15 protein-coding genes, 1 riboswitch and 1 other annotated feature are annotated in these 18,411 nt (G+C 29.9%); of the genes, 10 read left to right on the top strand and 5 right to left on the bottom strand.

Features of this window, described 5'->3' with window-relative positions:
• The first annotated feature begins 7 nt into the window (after positions 1-7).
• The 3 genes from ACZ5TJ_RS13710 to ACZ5TJ_RS13700 all read left to right on the top strand — a co-directional run bounded on the left by ACZ5TJ_RS13710 (position 8) and on the right by ACZ5TJ_RS13700 (position 3,996).
• Positions 8-1,153, top strand: coding sequence for a cysteine desulfurase family protein (locus tag ACZ5TJ_RS13710; RefSeq protein WP_464200420.1), 1,146 nt, complete (start codon positions 8-10; stop codon positions 1,151-1,153).
• Complete coding sequence (thiI, locus tag ACZ5TJ_RS13705; protein ID WP_464200419.1) at positions 1,150-2,304, top strand: tRNA uracil 4-sulfurtransferase ThiI; 1,155 nt, start codon at positions 1,150-1,152, stop codon at positions 2,302-2,304. The genes ACZ5TJ_RS13710 and thiI overlap by 4 nt, the downstream gene beginning before the upstream one ends.
• A 126-nt stretch (positions 2,305-2,430) precedes the next feature.
• Positions 2,431-3,996: a collagen-like domain-containing protein gene (locus tag ACZ5TJ_RS13700; RefSeq protein ID WP_464200418.1), complete on the top strand. Its 1,566-nt coding sequence runs from the start codon at positions 2,431-2,433 to the stop codon at positions 3,994-3,996.
• Positions 3,997-4,122: 126 nt separating this feature from the next.
• Here the strand turns inward: ACZ5TJ_RS13700 and ACZ5TJ_RS13695 are convergent, their stop codons facing one another.
• Genes ACZ5TJ_RS13695 through ACZ5TJ_RS13685 form a run of 3 tightly spaced genes read right to left on the bottom strand, consistent with a single transcriptional unit; the run spans position 4,123 to position 8,181 of the window.
• The gene (locus ACZ5TJ_RS13695; protein ID WP_464202339.1) at positions 4,123-5,988 is read right to left on the bottom strand and encodes an ABC transporter ATP-binding protein; all 1,866 of its coding nucleotides are present in this window, start codon (positions 5,986-5,988) and stop codon (positions 4,123-4,125) included.
• Positions 5,978-7,720, bottom strand: a complete 1,743-nt coding sequence (locus ACZ5TJ_RS13690; protein WP_464200417.1) for an ABC transporter ATP-binding protein — start codon at positions 7,718-7,720, stop codon at positions 5,978-5,980. The genes ACZ5TJ_RS13695 and ACZ5TJ_RS13690 overlap by 11 nt, the downstream gene beginning before the upstream one ends.
• Positions 7,721-7,734: 14 nt before the next feature.
• Positions 7,735-8,181, bottom strand: a complete 447-nt coding sequence (locus ACZ5TJ_RS13685; RefSeq protein WP_464200416.1) for a MarR family winged helix-turn-helix transcriptional regulator — start codon at positions 8,179-8,181, stop codon at positions 7,735-7,737.
• A gap of 209 nt (positions 8,182-8,390) precedes the next feature.
• Here ACZ5TJ_RS13685 and ACZ5TJ_RS13680 point away from each other — a divergent pair, with 209 nt between their 5' ends.
• The 6 genes from ACZ5TJ_RS13680 to ACZ5TJ_RS13655 all read left to right on the top strand — a co-directional run bounded on the left by ACZ5TJ_RS13680 (position 8,391) and on the right by ACZ5TJ_RS13655 (position 14,768).
• Positions 8,391-8,633: a GIY-YIG nuclease family protein gene (locus ACZ5TJ_RS13680; RefSeq protein WP_464200415.1), complete on the top strand. Its 243-nt coding sequence runs from the start codon at positions 8,391-8,393 to the stop codon at positions 8,631-8,633.
• Positions 8,634-9,159: 526 nt separating this feature from the next.
• Positions 9,160-10,986: a glutamine--fructose-6-phosphate transaminase (isomerizing) gene (gene glmS, locus ACZ5TJ_RS13675; RefSeq protein ID WP_464200414.1), complete on the top strand. Its 1,827-nt coding sequence runs from the start codon at positions 9,160-9,162 to the stop codon at positions 10,984-10,986.
• Between the two features lie 90 nt (positions 10,987-11,076).
• Positions 11,077-11,250 carry a hypothetical protein gene (locus tag ACZ5TJ_RS13670; protein WP_464200413.1) on the top strand — a complete coding sequence of 58 codons (174 nt, stop codon included), beginning with the start codon at positions 11,077-11,079 and terminating at the stop codon, positions 11,248-11,250.
• Between the two features lie 343 nt (positions 11,251-11,593).
• On the top strand, positions 11,594-12,673 hold the full coding sequence (locus tag ACZ5TJ_RS13665) for a hypothetical protein (protein WP_464200412.1): 1,080 nt from the start codon (positions 11,594-11,596) through the stop codon (positions 12,671-12,673).
• Positions 12,674-12,683: 10 nt separating this feature from the next.
• A riboswitch (SAM riboswitch) is annotated at positions 12,684-12,805 on the top strand.
• Between the two features lie 85 nt (positions 12,806-12,890).
• Complete coding sequence (locus ACZ5TJ_RS13660; RefSeq protein ID WP_464200411.1) at positions 12,891-13,454, top strand: 5-formyltetrahydrofolate cyclo-ligase; 564 nt, start codon at positions 12,891-12,893, stop codon at positions 13,452-13,454.
• Between the two features lie 30 nt (positions 13,455-13,484).
• Positions 13,485-14,768 (top strand): O-acetylhomoserine aminocarboxypropyltransferase/cysteine synthase family protein, encoded by a 1,284-nt coding sequence (locus ACZ5TJ_RS13655; protein WP_464200410.1) that lies wholly within the window; start codon positions 13,485-13,487, stop codon positions 14,766-14,768.
• A 37-nt stretch (positions 14,769-14,805) separates the two neighbouring features.
• Here the strand turns inward: ACZ5TJ_RS13655 and thrS are convergent, their stop codons facing one another.
• The gene (gene thrS / locus ACZ5TJ_RS13650; RefSeq protein WP_464200409.1) at positions 14,806-16,737 is read right to left on the bottom strand and encodes a threonine--tRNA ligase; all 1,932 of its coding nucleotides are present in this window, start codon (positions 16,735-16,737) and stop codon (positions 14,806-14,808) included.
• 73 nt (positions 16,738-16,810) lie between these two features.
• Positions 16,811-17,021, bottom strand: a binding site (T-box leader).
• Between the two features lie 42 nt (positions 17,022-17,063).
• Entirely contained in the window at positions 17,064-17,468 is a 405-nt protein-coding gene (locus ACZ5TJ_RS13645) for an HNH endonuclease (protein ID WP_464200408.1), read from the bottom strand.
• A gap of 177 nt (positions 17,469-17,645) precedes the next feature.
• On the opposite strand from ACZ5TJ_RS13645, the gene ACZ5TJ_RS13640 reads away from it, so the two are divergent.
• Positions 17,646-18,320, top strand: coding sequence for a hypothetical protein (locus ACZ5TJ_RS13640; RefSeq protein WP_464200407.1), 675 nt, complete (start codon positions 17,646-17,648; stop codon positions 18,318-18,320).
• Positions 18,321-18,411 lie beyond the last annotated feature (91 nt).

Genomic DNA, 18,411 nt, shown 5'->3' with positions numbered 1-18,411 from the left:
ATATTGAGTGGAGATTTATTTAGATAATTCTGCAACAACAAAACCTTATGAAGAAGTTATTAATGTTATGGCAGATGGAATGAGAAAATATTATGGAAATCCATCTTCATTACATAAGCTTGGTATTGAGGCAGAAAGAATGCTTAATAAAAGTAGAGAAACTATAGCAAAAACTATAAATGCATCAAGAGATGAAATATATTTTACTTCAGGTGCAAGTGAAGGAAATAATTTAGTTATAAAAGGAATAGCAAAGCCTAATCATCATGTTATTACGACTAAGTTTGAACATCATTCTGTTTTGAAAGTATATGAAGAACTTGAAAAGTTAGGTGTTAAAGTTACATATTTAAATATTGATAAAAATGGAATGATTTCTTTAGAAGAATTAAGAGATTCAATATGTAAAGACACAGTTTTAGTTTCTATAATGTTTGTTAATAATGAAATAGGTTCTATACAAAATTTAGAAAGAATAGGGAACTTAATAAAAGAGAAAAGTAGTAGAGCTAAATTCCATGTTGATGCAGTACAGGGATATGGAAAATTTAAAATTGATGTAAAGAAAATGAAGATAGATGCACTTACTGTAACTGGACATAAGTTCCATGGACCAAAGGGAACTGGATTTTTATATTTAAAAAAAGGAATTAATTTAACATCTCTTATTCATGGTGGAGAGCAAGAGAAAGGCGTTAGAGCAGGAACTCAAAATGTTCCAGGAATAATGGCTTTAGAAAAAGCTTGTGAGATATCAAATGAACATAGGGGAGAAAATTATGAAAAAGTATTAGAAATAAAAAGATACATGATAGAAAGATTAGGAGAAATAGATAATATACGAATAAATAGTGTAGATGATGAGTTCCATTCCCCATATATCTTAAACGTATCTTTTATTGGAGTTAGAGCTGAGGTAATATTACACCTTTTAGAAGCTGAAGGAATATATGTATCAACAGGTTCTGCATGCACATCTAAAACTAATATTGCAAATGGAAGTTATGTAATAAAAGCAATGGGATTATGTGATGATGAAGCAATAGGTGCCATAAGATTTTCTTTCTCAGAAGAAAATACTAAAGAAGAGATAGATAAGGTAATAGAAGTACTAAAAGGGTCATTGACTTTTTTAAGGAGGATTAAAAAATGAGAAAACTAATATTAATTAAATATGCATCAGAGATATTTTTAAAAGGTTTAAACAAAAATAAGTTTGAAAAAAGACTAAGAGATAACATAAAGAAAAAATTAAAGGGATTAGATTTTGAAATAATAAATGATCAAAATAGATATTTTATAAAAATAGATGATTTAGATGAAGGAATAGAAAGAATAAGAAAGGTATTTGGAGTTTCAGAAGTTTCTATAGTAACAGAAGTTGAAAGAAATTTAGATGCTATTAAAGAAGAGGCATTAAGAAAAGTACAAGAAGTTAAACCTAAAACATTTAAAATTGATACAAATAGAGCTAATAAGGTATTTGATAAAACATCAATAGAGATCTCAAGAGAGATTGGGGCTTATGTATTAAAAAATTATGAGGGTGAGCTTTCAGTTGATGTAAAAAATCCAGAATGTCTAGTTAAAGTTGAAATAAGAGAAAATGCCTACGTTTATACAAGTAGCGATAAAGTAAAAGGTGTAGGAGGACTTCCATATGGAATGAATGGAAGTACAATGCTTATGTTATCTGGAGGAATAGATTCTCCAGTTGCAGGATATCTAATGGCAAGACGTGGAGTAGAATTAAATTGTATATATTATCATAGTCATCCATATACATCAGAAAGAGCTAAAGATAAGGTAAAAGAACTTGCTAAAATTTTAAGTGGATATACTGAAAAGGTTAGATTATTTATAGTACCATTTACTGATATTCAAATGGAGATTATAAATAACTGCCCAGAAGATGAACTTACAATTATTATGAGAAGATTCATGATGAGAGTTGCTTGTAAAGTAGCTGAAAATGAAGGTATACAATCAGTTTCTAGTGGAGAAAGTATAGGTCAAGTTGCAAGTCAAACAATGGAAGGACTTGTTGTAAGTTCTGATTGTGCAGATAGACCAGTATTTAGACCACTTATAGCAATGGATAAAGAAGATATAATGGATATTGCAAGAAATATTGGAACATTTGAAACATCAATACTTCCATATGAAGATTGTTGTACAATATTTGTTCCAAAGCATCCAAAAACAAAACCTAGATTAAAAGAGATAAGAAAATCAGAAGAAAATTTAAAAATTGAAGAATTAATAGATAAAGCCATAAACAATACAGAAGTAGTTGTATTTTAATTGAAAAGTCAAGTTTAGATATTATTTTACTAAACTTGACTAAATTTTTATATAAAATTGTAAATTAATTGAAGCCTCCTTAATATAATGGTAAGTAGAGATAGCATATGAAAAGGAGTATATTAAATGAAATATAAAATTATTCCGGAATATACAAAACAATATGTTGATGGGTATTTAAAATCAAGTAGTGATATTTTATGTATTTGCAATTTATATGATAAATATAATGATAAATCAAAAAAATATAGTTTTTTATTAGAATTTAATATTAGTAATAGAGAGTTTGAATTAGTAAGAGAGGCTAGTTTATTAATTCGATTTAAGGGATTAAAAAATACAAGAGAATTTTGTGCTGATTTTAAATTTGTAGCAAAAGATTGTAATGATCAGCAAGTTAAAGAATTTATAGTGAGAAAGGAACTATATTGCGAAGATGCGGAAGAATATATTAGTATAGATTTTACTGATATTTTCTATGAAGATCTTAATGAAATCAGTACTATTTTAATATATGTTTTACCGGGCAATCTAAGAGGAATGGCTACATTTGATTCAATAAACACAAGAGTAGCACCGTATATATGCATTGAAGATGATGAAAGTATTGTATATTCACATAGAGAAGAATATCAACAAAGTCTAAGAGGCATAGTAGGACCTCAAGGACCTAGGGGAGAACAAGGACCACAAGGTAAGACTGGACCAATAGGTTTAAAAGGGGAACAGGGTCCACAAGGTATACAAGGACCTCCAGGAGTACAAGGACCAGAAGGCAGTGTAGGACCAGAAGGACCACAAGGTATACAAGGACCAATAGGACCAACCGGTCCAAGAGGATTCCAAGGAACGAAAGGTGAAAAAGGTGATACAGGTCCACAGGGATTAAGAGGTGAGATAGGTCCAACAGGAGCAACAGGGGCAACAGGACCACAGGGAGAACAGGGGCCACGAGGAGCAACAGGATTAGGATTCTTAGGAGTAAAAATATTTAATGCGAAAGAGGCCTCAAAATATCTAGAAGGACAAGTTGTAGTTTATAACGGAAGTAGCTATGTAGCTTTGAAAGATAGCCCAGTAGGAATGCCTATAACATCAGAAGACTATTTATTAGTTTCAGCAGCTGGAACAACAGGTCCACAAGGTAGACCAGGAGAACGAGGCGAAGTAGGACCACAAGGACCAGTAGGACCACAAGGTAAATCAGGAGCACAAGGTTTAATGGGACCAGAAGGACCAGCAGGAATACAAGGTCCTGTAGGACCAATGGGACCAACTGGAGTAGCACAATTATATGCTTATGGAGCATATGTTAAACGTGGTAGCATTGAAGCTACACCAGAAACTTCAAGTTGTTTAAATTTATTTGGAGATATAGTAAATGCCGAAGTAGGAGTATCACACAGTAAGGAAAATGATCAATTAAATATAATATATGATGGAGTGTACAGAATAACTTTCTATATGTTCATACCAATTGAAACATTTATAGATAGCATTATAATAGATGGAATAGGTGGAAACAATAGAGGAAATATTATAAAAGTATCCGAAGGACAAGGAGTGTACTATGATAGTATAGTAACACTAAAAGCTGGATCTACTATATCAATAAGGTTAAGTAATGATGAGAGAATTGAAGTAGATAGTGAAGAAAATATTGCTTACTTTACAATTTTAAAGATAGCTTAAAATGAAAATTAAATATTTATGCAAAAAACTGTAGAAGTATGGATTTTTATAAATGGAAATATATAATAAACTAAAAAAGAAAGGACTACTGATATTTTATCAGTAGTCCTTTTGTATAAAAATATTTTAAGCAGTTGCTTCATCTTCATGAGCAAATTGACTGTTATAAAGATCTGCGTAGAATCCATTCTTCTTAAGTAATTCTTCATGATTTCCTTGTTCTATAACATTACCATGATTCATTACTAAAATTAAATCTGCATCTTTGATTGTTGATAATCTATGAGCAATTACGAAGTTAGTTCTACCTTCCATAAGTCTTGTCATAGCATTCTGAATATAACTTTCAGTTCTTGTATCAACAGAACTTGTAGCTTCATCAAGGATTAAAACTCTTGGATTAGCAAGTATTGCTCTAGCAATAGTTAAAAGTTGCTTTTGGCCTTGAGAAATATTAGAAGCTTCTTCATTTAATATAGTATCATAACCATCAGGTAATGTTCTTATAAAGTGGTCAGCATGAGCAGCCTTAGCAGCTTCTACAACTTCTTCAAAAGTAGCATTTTCTTTTCCGTAAGCTATATTATCTTTAATGCTACCGTTAAATAACCAAGTATCTTGAAGAACCATACCAAACATACTTCTTAAATATTCACGAGAGAATTTAGTAATATCAATACCATCAAATGTGATATCCCCACCATTTAATTCGTAGAATCTCATCATAAGATTTATAAGAGTTGTTTTACCAGCTCCTGTAGGACCAACTATTGCAACAGTTTGACCAGTTTTAGCTGTAACGTTCATATCTTCTATTAATAATTGATCTTTATTATATCCAAATTGAACATTATTAAATTTAACTGTTCCTTGAGCATTTTCAAGTGTAATAGGGTTTGCAGGGTCTGGAATAACTTCTTCTTCATCTAAAACTTCAAATACTCTTTCAGCAGAAGCCATAGTTGATTGAAGAATATTTGCTATATTAGCTGTTTGGTTAACCATTTGTGTAAATTGTCTTGAATATTGTATAAATGATTGAATATACCCAACGCTAAGTTTGTTTTTAGTAACTAATATACCACCAACAACTGCAATAATTACATAACCAATATTATTTATAAATTGCATAAGTGGCATTATAAGTCCTGACATGAATTGTGCTTTCCAAGCTGAAGCATATAAATTTTCATTTATTTCATCAAATTCTTTTATAGCTTTCTTTTCATGTCCAAAAGCTTTTATAACAGTATGACCAGTATAAACTTCTTCAACATGTCCGTTAAGCTCACCAAGTTGTTTTTGTTGATTGAAGAAGAACTTTTGTGACTTACCAATAATAGGTCTAGTTGCAATAACACAAACTGGAAGAGTGATTATACAAATTAAAGTTAAAAGTGGACTTATAGTAAGCATCATTATTGTAATACCAACCATAGTTACAACTGCTGATATAAGCTGAGTTAAACTTTGTTGAAGAGTACTACTTATATTATCTACGTCATTTGTAACTCTACTTAATATATCACCTTTGGAATTAGAATCAAAATATTTAATAGGAAGTCTATTTAACTTCTCATCAACATCACGTCTCATATCTCTAACAGTAGATTGTGCAACGCCTGCCATAATATATTGTTGTAGGTACATAAATAATGCACTTAGAATATAGAAGCCTAGAAGTAAGAATATATATTTAGTAAGCTCATGAAAATCTATTGAAGCTCCAGGTATTCCTCTAAATTTTGCAATCATACCTTCTAGTATTACATTAATTGTGTCTCCAAGTAATCTAGGACTAAATACTGTAAAGGCAGTACTTATTATAGCCATAAATATAACAGCTATAAGTTTACCTGAATTTGGTTTTAAGTATGTTAAAAGTCTCTTAGCAGAGCCTTTAAAGTTTTTTGCTTTTTCACCACCGATTACAACTCCATGACCGCCTCTGTTGCCACCCATTGGAGCTGAACCTTTTTTATTATTTGCCATGCTCATTTGAAAGTTCCTCCTCTGAAAGTTGTGATGAGGCAATTTCTTTATAAATTGCACAGTTGTTAAGAAGCTCTTTATGAGTTCCAATACCAACGACATTACCATCGTCTAGAACAAGAATTCTATCAGCATCCATAATAGTACTTACTCTTTGAGCTACTATAATTACAGCTGATTCTTTAGTTTCACTCTTAAGAGCTGCTCTAAGTTTTGAGTCAGTTTTAAAGTCTAATGCTGAGAAACTATCATCAAATACGTAGATTTCAGGCTTTCTAATTAATGCACGAGCTATTGCTAAACGTTGCTTTTGACCACCTGAGAAGTTCTTACCACCTTGCTCGACTATGGAATCAAAATTATTTTCCTTTTCAGAAATAAAATCATAGGCTTGGGCAATTTTTGATGCATGAACTAAATCCTCAGCAGTAGCATCTTCTTTACCATATCTTAAGTTTTCTGCAATTGTACCTGAGAATAATACTGCTTTTTGAGGTACAAATCCTATTTTTTCTCTCAAAGATTGTTGAGACATATCTTTAATATCAATATCATCAACTAATATTCTACCTTCTGAAGCATCATAAAATCTTTCAAGAAGATTTAATATTGTTGATTTACCAGATCCAGTTCCCCCAATAATAGCTGTAGTCTCTCCAGGTTTTGTTTCAAAAGAAACATTGCTTATTGCAGGACTTTCAGCACCAGGATAGAAGAATGATACATTTTCAAACTTAACATATCCTTTTTTAATAGTTTTATCATTAGTAGGTTTTTTATCTACTATTTCAGGATTTATAGATAAAACTTCATTTATTCTATCAGCTGAAGCAGAAGCTCTTGGAATCATTATAAATAACATACTTACCATAATAAGTGAGAACATTATTTGCATTACATATTGTAAAAATGCCATAAGATTACCAACTTCCATAGCATTAACATCTATTCTTTTAGCACCAAACCAAAGAATTGCAACAGAAGTTACATTTAGTATAAGCATCAAAATAGGCATTAATAAAGCAATTATCTTATTTACCTTTATTGCATTTTCAGTAAAATCATTATTAGCTTCTTCAAATCTTTTTACTTCAAACTTTTGTTTGTTGAAAGCTCTAATAACTCTAATACCAGTTAAATTTTCTCTTAAAATTTTGTTTATTTTATCAAGTTTAACTTGCATAGCTTTAAATCTTGGCATACCCTTTTTACCGATTAAGCCAATAGCTATTAATACAAGTGGCATTGAAAATAATAGTATTAATGATAAATCTTTATCAACAGATATTGCCATTATAATACCACCTATACAAGTAAGTGGGGCAGTAACCATCATTCTAAGAATCATTATAAGAACTTGTTGAACTTGGTTAACGTCATTAGTTGTTCTTGTAATAAGTGAAGCAGTACCTACTTTATCAAATTCTCCTAGAGAAAAAGATTCTGCTTTAGTAAATATTTTTCTTCTTATATCTCTACCAAATCCCATTGCGACTTTTGATGAGACAAAGCTTGCAAAAATTGTAGCAATACTACCGATAAATGCAACAAGTATCATTAAACCACCGATTTTTAAAATGTAGTTAACATCTCCATTTATTATACCGGTATCTACTATTTCAGATAGTAGTGTTGGCAAGTATAGTTGAGCCATAGTTTGAATAAATAGCAATATAAGTATGAATGTTAATTGCTTAGAATATGGCTTTAAGTGCTTAAAAAGCTTTAGCATACAGTTATCACTCCTTAGTCAATTTCATTTTTGTGCTTTTCAAGATTAATTTTTACTTTATTAAGTAAAAAACTTAAGTTTTCTAATTCTTCCTTAGAGAAATTATTTAAACAAATACTATCTATTTCATTAACTATAGATTTTAAAGCTCCACATGCTTTTGTCCCTTTATCCGTTAAATAAATTCTTGAAACTCTTTGATCTTTTTCATCAGGAGTTTTTATTATAAACCCAGATTTTTCAAGCCTTTTTATCATTACAGTAATAGTTGCAGGTTTTAGGTTAAGTTTACTTGCAATGTCCTTTTGACTTAATCCTCCATGATGATGCAAAGCATACAACAGAGGGGGTTGTCCTGGATATAAGCCTTCTTTTTCTAAATTAGAATGACTTAAAGAAAAATGTAATCTAACAACTTCACCTAAAAGACGGTGAAAAGAAAATTCTTCATCTAATTTCATAAAAAAATCTCCTTTCGCAAATTAATTAGACGACTAATTGTTTTTATATTGTAATACTATTTTATACAAAAAACAAGCTTTATTGCTATTAAATTTTAAAGTTTTTATATTAATTTAATAAATAGTTAATTTATATAAAAATTTTAATAAAATGTAAATGGTTTATATGATAATATATTATATGAATTTAATTTATGGAGTAGGTAAATATGAATTATGTATATATTATAAAGTGTAATGATAATTCTCTTTATACTGGATGGACAAATGATTTAGAAAAAAGATTTAAAAACCACGAAGAAGGAAAGGGAGCTAAGTATACTAGAGGAAGGAGACCATTAGAATTAGTTTATTTTGAGGAATATGAAACTAAAGTCCAAGCTATGAAAAGAGAATATGAAATCAAAAAAATGAGTAGAGAAAAAAAGATTAGATTAATTAGCAAAAAATAATTTTGTGGAATAATATGTAGTATATTGTAATTTCTGATTATGTTGTATTGAAAAAAGATAGACAAACTTAAAAATTGTGATAAAATTAGTACGAAGGTATAAAGTACAAGAAAAAGGAAGTGAATACTATAGAGACAATAGAATTAAAAAATTAAAAGCGCCAGAACTTAAGAGCGCCTAAAGCAAATCAAAGATTTGGAGGAGAAGATAGGAAACTTAGAGATCATTACATTCTCTCTGAGTAAGTTCGCCTAAGCCAAATCGAAGATTTGGAGGCTCACTTAAGTTGACGAGGTTGGGAGTTATCGAACTTTTCGGCGGGTGCCCCACGGTATCGCACTACCGTTAACGATTGGCAAAACTATGGAGCGATTCGTAGTACAAATCCAATCTGGTGTTAAAACCTTCATTTTAAGGTTTTTATAGTCCTAGGATTATTATGCCTATTTTTACTTTAGCTAGGAGAAAATCTTAAAGAGGAAAAAACTAAATATGATTATACGAGCAAAAGGAAGGAAGAAATTTTATGTGCGGAATAGTAGGATATGTTGGTAAAGGAAAGGCAACAGATTTTTTAGTAGAAGGATTATCAAAGCTTGAGTATAGAGGTTATGATTCAGCAGGAGTTGCTGTATTAATAGATGATGTTATAAATGTTAGAAAGCAAAAAGGTCGTTTAGCTAATTTAGAAGAAAGCTTAGATAAAAATCCTATGAATGGAAACATTGGAATTGGACACACTAGATGGGCAACTCATGGAGAACCATCTGACATTAATTCACATCCACATTTAAGTTCAAAAGGAGATATAGCTGTTGTTCATAATGGAATAATAGAAAATTATATTGAACTTAGAGATTTCTTAAAAGAAAAAGGATGTACTTTTGTTTCTGAAACAGATACTGAGGTTATTCCAAACCTTATAGAATATTACTATAAAGGAGATTTATTTGAAGCAGTAGTTAAGGCATCAAAGGAATTACAGGGAAGTTTTGCAATTGGAGTTATTTCTAATCATGAACCAGACAAGCTTATTGCTGTAAGACATGATAGTCCATTAATAGTTGGATTAAAGGAAGATGAGAACTTTATAGCTTCAGATATACCAGCAGTTTTAAATTACACTAGAAACGTATATCTTTTAGAAGACGATGAATTTGTTATCATGACAAGTGAAGGAGTAAAGCTTGTTGATGAAAACGGTAATGATATAGATAAAGAAGTATTTAATGTAACATGGAATGAAGATGCAGCTGAAAAGGGTGGATTTGATTCATTTATGTTAAAAGAAATACACGAACAGCCAAAAGCTATAAGAGATACTATGACTTCAAGAGTGTCAATGGAACACGACATAGTATTTGATGACTTTAAAATATCAAAAGAAGAATTACAAGGTATTGATAGAATATATATGGTAGCTTGTGGAACAGCATATCATGCAGGACTTATGGGTAAATACTCAATAGAAAAGCTTGCAAGAATACCTGTTGAAGTTGATATAGCATCAGAATTTAGATATAGAAATCCATTAGTAACTGAAAAATCACTTGTTATTGTATTAAGTCAATCAGGGGAAACAGCAGATACATTAGCTGTTTTAAGAGATTGCAACAAAATTGGAGCTAAGACTTTAGCTGTTACAAATGTTGTTGGAAGTACAATTTCAAGAGAAGCTGACTATGTTATATATACAATGGCAGGTCCTGAAATTTCAGTTGCATCAACAAAAGCTTATACAACTCAAGTAGTTATAATGCATACAATTGCAATGTATTTTGCAGAGTTACTTGGAAAGGTAAGCAAAGAAGAAATTGAAGAATTAAAGAAAGAACTATTATTAATTCCAGAAAAAATAGAAGAAGTTTTAAAAGATCAAGAAGGTATTAAAGCTATTGCAGAAGAAGTTAAAGATGAAGATGACATATTCTTCTTAGGAAGAGGTATGGACTTTGCTTTAGCACTTGAAGGATCATTAAAACTAAAAGAAATTTCATATATTCATTCAGAAGCTTATGCTGGAGGGGAATTAAAGCATGGACCAATAGCTTTAATTGAAGAAGGAACAAAAGTTATTTCAGTTTTAACTCAAAGCGACTTAATGGATAAGATGATTAGTAATGTTGTTGAAATCAAATCAAGAGGAGCAAAAAACTTTGGTATTACATTTAAATCAAAGGAAAAAGCTCAAGGTGTGTTAGATAAGGCTATATTTATACCAGAAGCTAATGATATGTTTGCACCAATCCTTGCAGCAGTAGAATTACAACTATTAGCTTATTATGTTGCAAGCTTTAAGGGATTTGATATAGACAAGCCTAGAAACTTAGCTAAATCTGTAACTGTTGAATAAGATTAATTATTTTGGAAAGTATTGAATAATAATCCCCTATAATTAGAGGGTATATGGTATCAGAAAGAAAAGTTAAAAGGAGAGAAATTTATGAAGGAAGAAATAATAGGATTATTAAATGAATACAAAGAAACTGAAAAGTGTTTAAATATGGGGTTAGAATGGCTACCAGATAACGATTTTGCAAAAGCAAAACTAGAAGTTATTAAGGTTATAATTGAAGATCTTGAAAACTTACGTGATAAGGTAGTTGATAAAATATAAATGTTAATTATGTGCACTCTTAATAAAAGAGTGCACTTTTTTATTTTAGAAAGATAATATATGTATTAGCTAATATATAATAAAATAAGTAAAATAATTTTAATTAGCATTATTTTCGTTTTTAAAAATATTAATATTTATATATTAGAAGTAGTAATTATGTTTGTATTTATACTATTAGTTGTAAGAATAATATATCAAGTAAAAAGGGTGGAAAATAGAAGTGTATAAACGAAAAATTTATAATAAATTAAAATATATTGTAAATTTTACCACATTGATATAAAATAGTAGTATGTGACATAACTATGGGAATAATATGAATTTGTGAGGGGTGCAAGGTATGCAAAACATTCAAGATATGTTAAATAAGCTTGAACTTATGTTAGTAGGTTTAAAGCAGATGAAGATTAATATTGTATTTACGTGGTTTCCAAAAATGAATAAAGACGAAGTCTTAAAAGCTATATCTGAATCACCAAAATTTAAAATAGAAGGTGATGTTGTATCTTTAAAGAGTGAAACTGAAATTTATGAAGAAGAACTACAAAAAGATATACTTAAAGAATTAATGGATGATGAAGATCAAGTAGAAGATATATTAGATTATGATGATGATATAGAACTTTTAGAAGTTTCTATTGATGAAGATAATATAGTAGAAATAGATATGTCAAAAGATATAATAGAAGATATAGAAGTTTCAGAAGAAGATGAAGATGTTACTCTTCAAAGTAAAGATATAGATAATATATGGGCTAATGTTCAAGAATTAGCAAAAGAAGTTTCAGGAGAAAGCACTACTGGAAACGAAGGAGACAGCGACTTAGAATTAAATAATAATTCTATAGAAAATGTTTCTGTAGCTACAGAAATAAATGAGTTAGAAAAAGATGTTAATGAAGTAGAAAAAATAGTAGAGAAAACTGTTGTAGTTAAGGATACTTCAGAGTTAAAGGGATCTGATATTGAATATAGTGAATTAATTAGATTAATTTCAGAATATAATCATGAAGTTCAGCATAAGATAGAAACTACAGATGAAAATAAATATGAAAATAAAGAGAAAGCTATAATTAAGTTCTATGAGAATAAGTATATAGTAAAGGTTAAAGAAAATAATACTGATATAAATGCAAATATATTCTCATTAATTCATAAGAAAAAAGGAATGGAAGTTGCATACTTAGTTGTTAGTGAAACTTTAGATTCTAAAATACTTAACTTTATGCTAGAAAATTATGAAGATGAAGTAGTTTATTTCTGCCCAATACAAGGATGTGAAGTGGAATTTGAAGTAGATTTAAATGAATTCTATTTGAAAGAAACAAGCAAAATCTTTGATAAGTACTTAGAGCGTTATGTTATAACAGAAGAAAATGCATGCGTTATTAAAAAAGGTGAGATTGTTATAGGAAGATAAAATTAAATAAATCTTATTAAGAGTGGTGGAGGGACTGGCCCTATGAAACCCAGCAACCTATATTAAGAACTTATATTTAGTATTTAATATGTGGTGCTAAATCCTGCGGTTTGTTAAACTGATAGATAAGAGAATAAAGAATTTAGTGAATTAAGCACTAGAGATTTGTTCTCTAGTGCTTTAATTTTATATATAAACAAAGGGTGATGATTTAAATATGAAAAAAGAACTTAGAAAAGAGATAATAAAAAAGAGAGATGAGCTAGATTGCATGGAAAAAGCAATTAAAGATAAAAAAATAATAGAAAAGTTAAAAGATACTAAAGAATATAAAGAGGCAAAGGAATTTTTTATTTATATTGGATTTGGTTCTGAAATAAATACGAAAATATTAATAGAAGATGCACTTAAGGATGGAAAGGAAGTATATGTACCTAAGGTTATAAAAAAAGAGATGGTATTTATAAAAATCAACAGTTTAGAGAATTTAGTCACAAGTAGTTATGGAATATTAGAACCAATTGGGGATAAGAGTAACTTTAATGTTGATAATTTAGGTTTAATTGTAATGCCAGGATTAGCTTTTGATAAACAAGGGAATAGACTAGGATATGGTGGAGGATATTATGATAAATTTTTAAGCAGTAATAAAATTGATGCTAAGAAAATAGCATTAGCTTATGAATTTCAAGTATTAGATAAAGTTCCTAGTGAAGAACATGATATTAAAATAGATTCAATAATAACGGAGGATAAGAAGATAGAGATAAGTAATAAATAATAAATAATAAAAATTAAGGGGGCAAAATTTATGAAAAGAGAATTTAAAAAGGGAACTATATGCGTACAAGGAGGCTATAATCCAGGTAATGGAGAGCCTAGAGTACTTCCTATTTATCAAAGTACAACTTACAAGTATGATGATCCAGATTTTGTTGAAGGATTATTTAATCTTGAGAATGAAGGTCATCTTTATTCAAGAATATCTAATCCAACAGTTTCAGCATTAGAAGAAAAGTTTGCATTACTAGAAGGTGGAGTTGGGGCAGTTGCAACTTCTAGTGGACAGGCAGCAGCGTTGACTGCAATATTAAATATTTGTAAGGCTGGTGACCATATAGTTTCTGCATCAACATTGTATGGTGGAACTGTAAATCTATTTAAGGTTAATTTAAAGAAGATGGGGATTGATGTAACCTTCGTTGATCCTGATGATAGTGAAGATAATATTATTAAAGCGGCGAATGAAAATACAAAGATTATATATGGCGAAACTATAGGAAATCCAGGACTTAATATATTAGATTTTGATAAGTTTTCAAAAGTAGCAAAGAAATTAGATGTACCTTTTATAGTTGATAACACTGTAGCAACACCTATTCATTGCAATCCATTAAAATTAGGAGCAAATATTGTTATACACTCAACTTCAAAATATGCAGATGGTCATGCACAAGCATTAGGTGGAATTATTGTAGATGGTGGAAACTTTAATTGGGATAATGGTAAATTTAATGAATTTGTAGAGCCAGATCCAAGTTATCATGGATTAAGCTATGTAAAGACATTTAAAGAAGCTGCTTATATAACAAAATTAAGAGTAACACTTATAAGAGATTTAGGAGGAATTCAAACTCCGTTTAATGCATATTTAACAAATCTAGGATTAGAAACGTTAGAACTTAGAATGGAAAGGCATTCAAAAAATGCATTAGATATAGCCAAGTGGCTTAGTAATCATCCAAAAATAACTTGGGTTAATTATCCTTACTTAGAAGGTAGTGCAGAGTATGAAAAGGCACAAAAATACCTAAATGGAGGAGCAAGTGGAATTTTAACATTTGGAGTAAAGGGAGGTATCCCTGCAGCTAAAACTTTAATGAAAGAATTAAAGTTAGTTGCACTTGTTGTTCATTTAGGAGATGCAAGAACTTCATTGTTACATCCAGCAACAACTACTCATAATCAATTAAATGAAGATGAACAAAGAGCTGCTGGGGTAGCTCCTGATTTAATAAGATTTTCAGTAGGGATTGAACGAGTAGAGGATATAATAGCAGATTTAGATAGAGCTTTAGATAAGATTGAAATTTAAATAAAAAAACAGTGCTTTTAAAAGCACTGTTTTTTTATTAAAGGTCTTTATTTAAGATTTCTAATAATAATCTTGACTTGAATGCTTCGTAATTCATTGAACCTTCATCATCATTCTTTCTGCTTCTTACAGAAACTTCATTGTTAGCCATTTCTTTTTCACCAACAACTAAGATGTAAGGAGTTCTTTCAAGTCTTGCTTCTCTTATCTTGTATCCAAGTTTTTCAGCTCTGTAGTCTCCTTCAACTCTTACGCCATTATTTCTTAAATCTTTAACGATTTTTTCAGCGTAGTCATTGTACTTATCTGATAATGGAAGAACTTTTGCTTGAACTGGTGCAAGCCAAGTTGGGAATGCTCCTGCATATTTTTCAATAAGCATTGCAAGTGTTCTTTCATAACATCCGATTGATGATCTGTGGATGATGTATGGACGTTTCTTTTCTCCATCTTTATCAATGTAAGTCATGTTGAATCTTTCAGCTAGAGCGAAGTCTATTTGAACAGTTATAATAGTATCTTCTTTTCCGTGAACGTTCTTGAATTGAATATCAAGTTTTGGTCCGTAGAATGCAGCTTCATCATCAGCTTCAACGTAATCTATTTCTAAATGATCTAATATAGTTTTCATTATGTCTTGAGTTCTTTCCCAAGCTTCTGGATTGTTAATGTACTTCTTAGTATTGTTTGGATCCCATTTTGAGAATCTGTATGAGATATCTCCATCAATTCCTAAAGTAGCCATTACATATTTTATTAAATCAACAACACCTTTGAATTCTTCTTCTAATTGTTCTGGAGTACATACTATGTGACCGTCAGCTAGAGTGAATTGTCTAACTCTTATAAGTCCGTGCATTTCTCCTGATGCTTCATTTCTAAATAGAGTAGAAGTTTCAGCATATCTTACAGGAAGATCTCTGTAGCTGTGTTGTTCTGAATTGTATATTGCATATTGGAATGGGCAAGTCATAGGTCTTAAAGCAAATACTTCGTCGTCCTTTTCTTCATCACCTAAAACGAACATTCCATCTTTGTAATGATCCCAGTGACCTGAAATTTTGTAAAGATCACTCTTAGCCATTAGAGGAGTTTTAGTTAAAACATAACCTCTTCTTTCTTCTTCATCTTCAATCCATCTTTGTAGAGTTTGGATTATTCTTGAACCTCTTGGCATTATTAGAGGAAGACCTTGACCTACATTTTCATCAGTAGTGAATAGTTTTAATTCTCTACCTAATTTGTTATGGTCTCTCTTTTTAGCTTCTTCTAAAGCAGCTAAGTGTTCTTCTAAATCTTTATTCTTTAAGAATGCAGTACCGTATATTCTTGAAAGCATTTTGTGATTTTCATCACCTCTCCAGTAAGCACCAGCACTTCTTAGAAGTTTAACAGCTTTCATTGGCTTAAGTGACATTATATGTGGACCTGCGCAAAGATCTGTAAAGTCACCCATTTTGTAGAATGAAATAACTTCATCTTCTCCTAAGTCATTTATAAGTTCAACCTTATAAGGTTCATCCTTCATAAGTTCTAAAGCTTCGTCTCTTGGAAGTTCGAATCTTTCTATTTCAGGATTTTCTTTTATTATTTTCTTCATTTCAGCTTCGATTTTTTGAAGATCTTCAGTAGTGAAAGCTACTTCCTTGTCAAAATCATAGTAGAATCCATTGTCTATTGCAGGTCCTATAGCGATTTTAACTTCTGGGAATAATCTTTTAACTGCATAAGCTAATACGTGAGATGCAGTATGTCTTAAAGCATCTTTACCTTCCTTTGAATCAAATGTACATATGCTAAGTTCAACATCATCATTTAATGTATGACGTAAATCAACAACCTCTCCATTAACTATTCCGCAAAGTGCATTTCTTGCAAGTCCTTCGCTTATACCTTTTGCTACATCTAAAACTGATACGCCTTTTTCAAATTCTTTAACTGAACCGTCTTTTAAAGTAACTTTAATCATTTTAAAAAACTCCTTTCTCTAATATATTTAAACTAAAATTTATTGTTAAAATAAAAAAACTTCATCTCTAAAATATAGAGACGAAGTGTAATATCCGTGGTTCCACTCTAGTTATTCTTAAAATTTTAAGAATCACTCAAATATGTCGTAACGTGACAAATACGGGCTGGATTAGAGCCACTCAGAGTTAGTTTTCTGTTAATCTCAAATAAAGATATTTACAGCTAATATATCTTCTCTCTGAAAGTGAGGGTTTAACATACTCTTCTCATCAACGTGTTATCTTGTTAAGTTAGTTTATATTATAATCATACTAATTTCAGATGTCAATAAATGCTTTCATAAAGTTTTTCAAGTTTTAAATTTTCTAAAAGTTCTTCTTCATAATACGATCCACCCATAATTTTTAATATTATATCATCTTTTCTATAACCTTCTTTATATAATTTTATATCTTTAATTATTCTTTTAGTAATGTTTGAAGAAACGTTTAGTATAGATGATAATTCCTTAAAGGAATAATATCTTTTAGGAAGAAGTTTGTATAAATTTTTTTGAAGCTTGATTTTATAAGTTAAATCAGTTTCTAAAGAGTGGTGAGGGCCATTTTTCCCTCTATGGTGTTCTTCGCAAAGATACATATAATTTATCTCCATATCAAAACCACCCTCACTTCTATGAACTATATGGTGAATGTCTGCTTTTTTATTGCATATCTCACAATAATACAATTATAAACCCCCTTAAATAATATAGTTAATTATAAGAAAATATTTAAAAAAAATCAATTAAAAAGATGCCAAAAATAATTACTAAATATTCTGAAAATAGCGAGTAAAAAATAATCTAAAATGGTATAATATACTATATAGATATTATATTAAAATCTATATAGAAAGGTGATATTTATGAGAGAGAATTACAATTCATTTGACTATTGGGCACAAAATGTAAATGAGCACAGAGCTATAAGAGCTCACATATTTATGGGAAAACTACCAACTAAAAATTCTGTCTACATTCATACATTGATGTTTTCAAATAAGAATGGAATAGAGAATATATACGCAAGTTTTCCAAATGGAAGAGCATTACTTGGGTATTTACAACATGCATTTTTACAAAAAGTTTTCTATAATTGGGTCAATGGAACTAAAAAATTAATAATGAAAATTCCACCTATTCCAGTAACAGATTTAATTTCAGATTTTCAAGCAAAGGGTAAAATAACAAACGAAGAGTTTCAGTGTATGACAGAGCAGTATAATTTATTAAAAAATCTATGGGATAAATCTGACGAAGAAATAATAAAGGGTATAATTAAATTCTCAAAAGAATTTAATAGGGCATGGCTTGGTGATGATACAGAATTCTTATATTTAAAAATATTTAAAACTCCAGATGAACTTGGAGAATTTATTGCAGAAACTGTTGAAGCAACTGATAAAGAAGAAGAGTTTAAAAAAGGTATAGGCCTTTCAGTTGACGACTTCAAAGATTTATGTAAAAAAGTTTATACTGATAAAGAATGCTCAAATGTATTTAGAAATATACTTCTAAATAAACTTTCAGAGACACTTTAATTAATAATAGATTAATTATGAGACTTTCCTAAATATTTAGGAAAGTCTTTTTTATAACTATAATAATTATTTATATATAATATCTTATAAA

Source organism: Clostridium budayi (assembly GCF_055396605.1).
This window is presented reverse-complemented; position numbering and strand designations above follow the sequence as displayed.

Coding starts and splice junctions, on each gene's coding strand:
- ACZ5TJ_RS13655 (WP_464200410.1), top strand. CDS start 13,485: ATGAAAAGAGAATTTAAAAAGGGAACTATATGCGTACAAGGAGGCTAT.
- ACZ5TJ_RS13660 (WP_464200411.1), top strand. CDS start 12,891: ATGAAAAAAGAACTTAGAAAAGAGATAATAAAAAAGAGAGATGAGCTA.
- ACZ5TJ_RS13695 (WP_464202339.1), bottom strand. CDS start 5,988: ATGGCAAATAATAAAAAAGGTTCAGCTCCAATGGGTGGCAACAGAGGC.
- thrS (WP_464200409.1), bottom strand. CDS start 16,737: ATGATTAAAGTTACTTTAAAAGACGGTTCAGTTAAAGAATTTGAAAAA.
- thiI (WP_464200419.1), top strand. CDS start 1,150: ATGAGAAAACTAATATTAATTAAATATGCATCAGAGATATTTTTAAAA.
- ACZ5TJ_RS13670 (WP_464200413.1), top strand. CDS start 11,077: ATGAAGGAAGAAATAATAGGATTATTAAATGAATACAAAGAAACTGAA.
- glmS (WP_464200414.1), top strand. CDS start 9,160: ATGTGCGGAATAGTAGGATATGTTGGTAAAGGAAAGGCAACAGATTTT.
- ACZ5TJ_RS13685 (WP_464200416.1), bottom strand. CDS start 8,181: ATGAAATTAGATGAAGAATTTTCTTTTCACCGTCTTTTAGGTGAAGTT.
- ACZ5TJ_RS13665 (WP_464200412.1), top strand. CDS start 11,594: ATGCAAAACATTCAAGATATGTTAAATAAGCTTGAACTTATGTTAGTA.
- ACZ5TJ_RS13640 (WP_464200407.1), top strand. CDS start 17,646: ATGAGAGAGAATTACAATTCATTTGACTATTGGGCACAAAATGTAAAT.
- ACZ5TJ_RS13690 (WP_464200417.1), bottom strand. CDS start 7,720: ATGCTAAAGCTTTTTAAGCACTTAAAGCCATATTCTAAGCAATTAACA.
- ACZ5TJ_RS13680 (WP_464200415.1), top strand. CDS start 8,391: ATGAATTATGTATATATTATAAAGTGTAATGATAATTCTCTTTATACT.
- ACZ5TJ_RS13700 (WP_464200418.1), top strand. CDS start 2,431: ATGAAATATAAAATTATTCCGGAATATACAAAACAATATGTTGATGGG.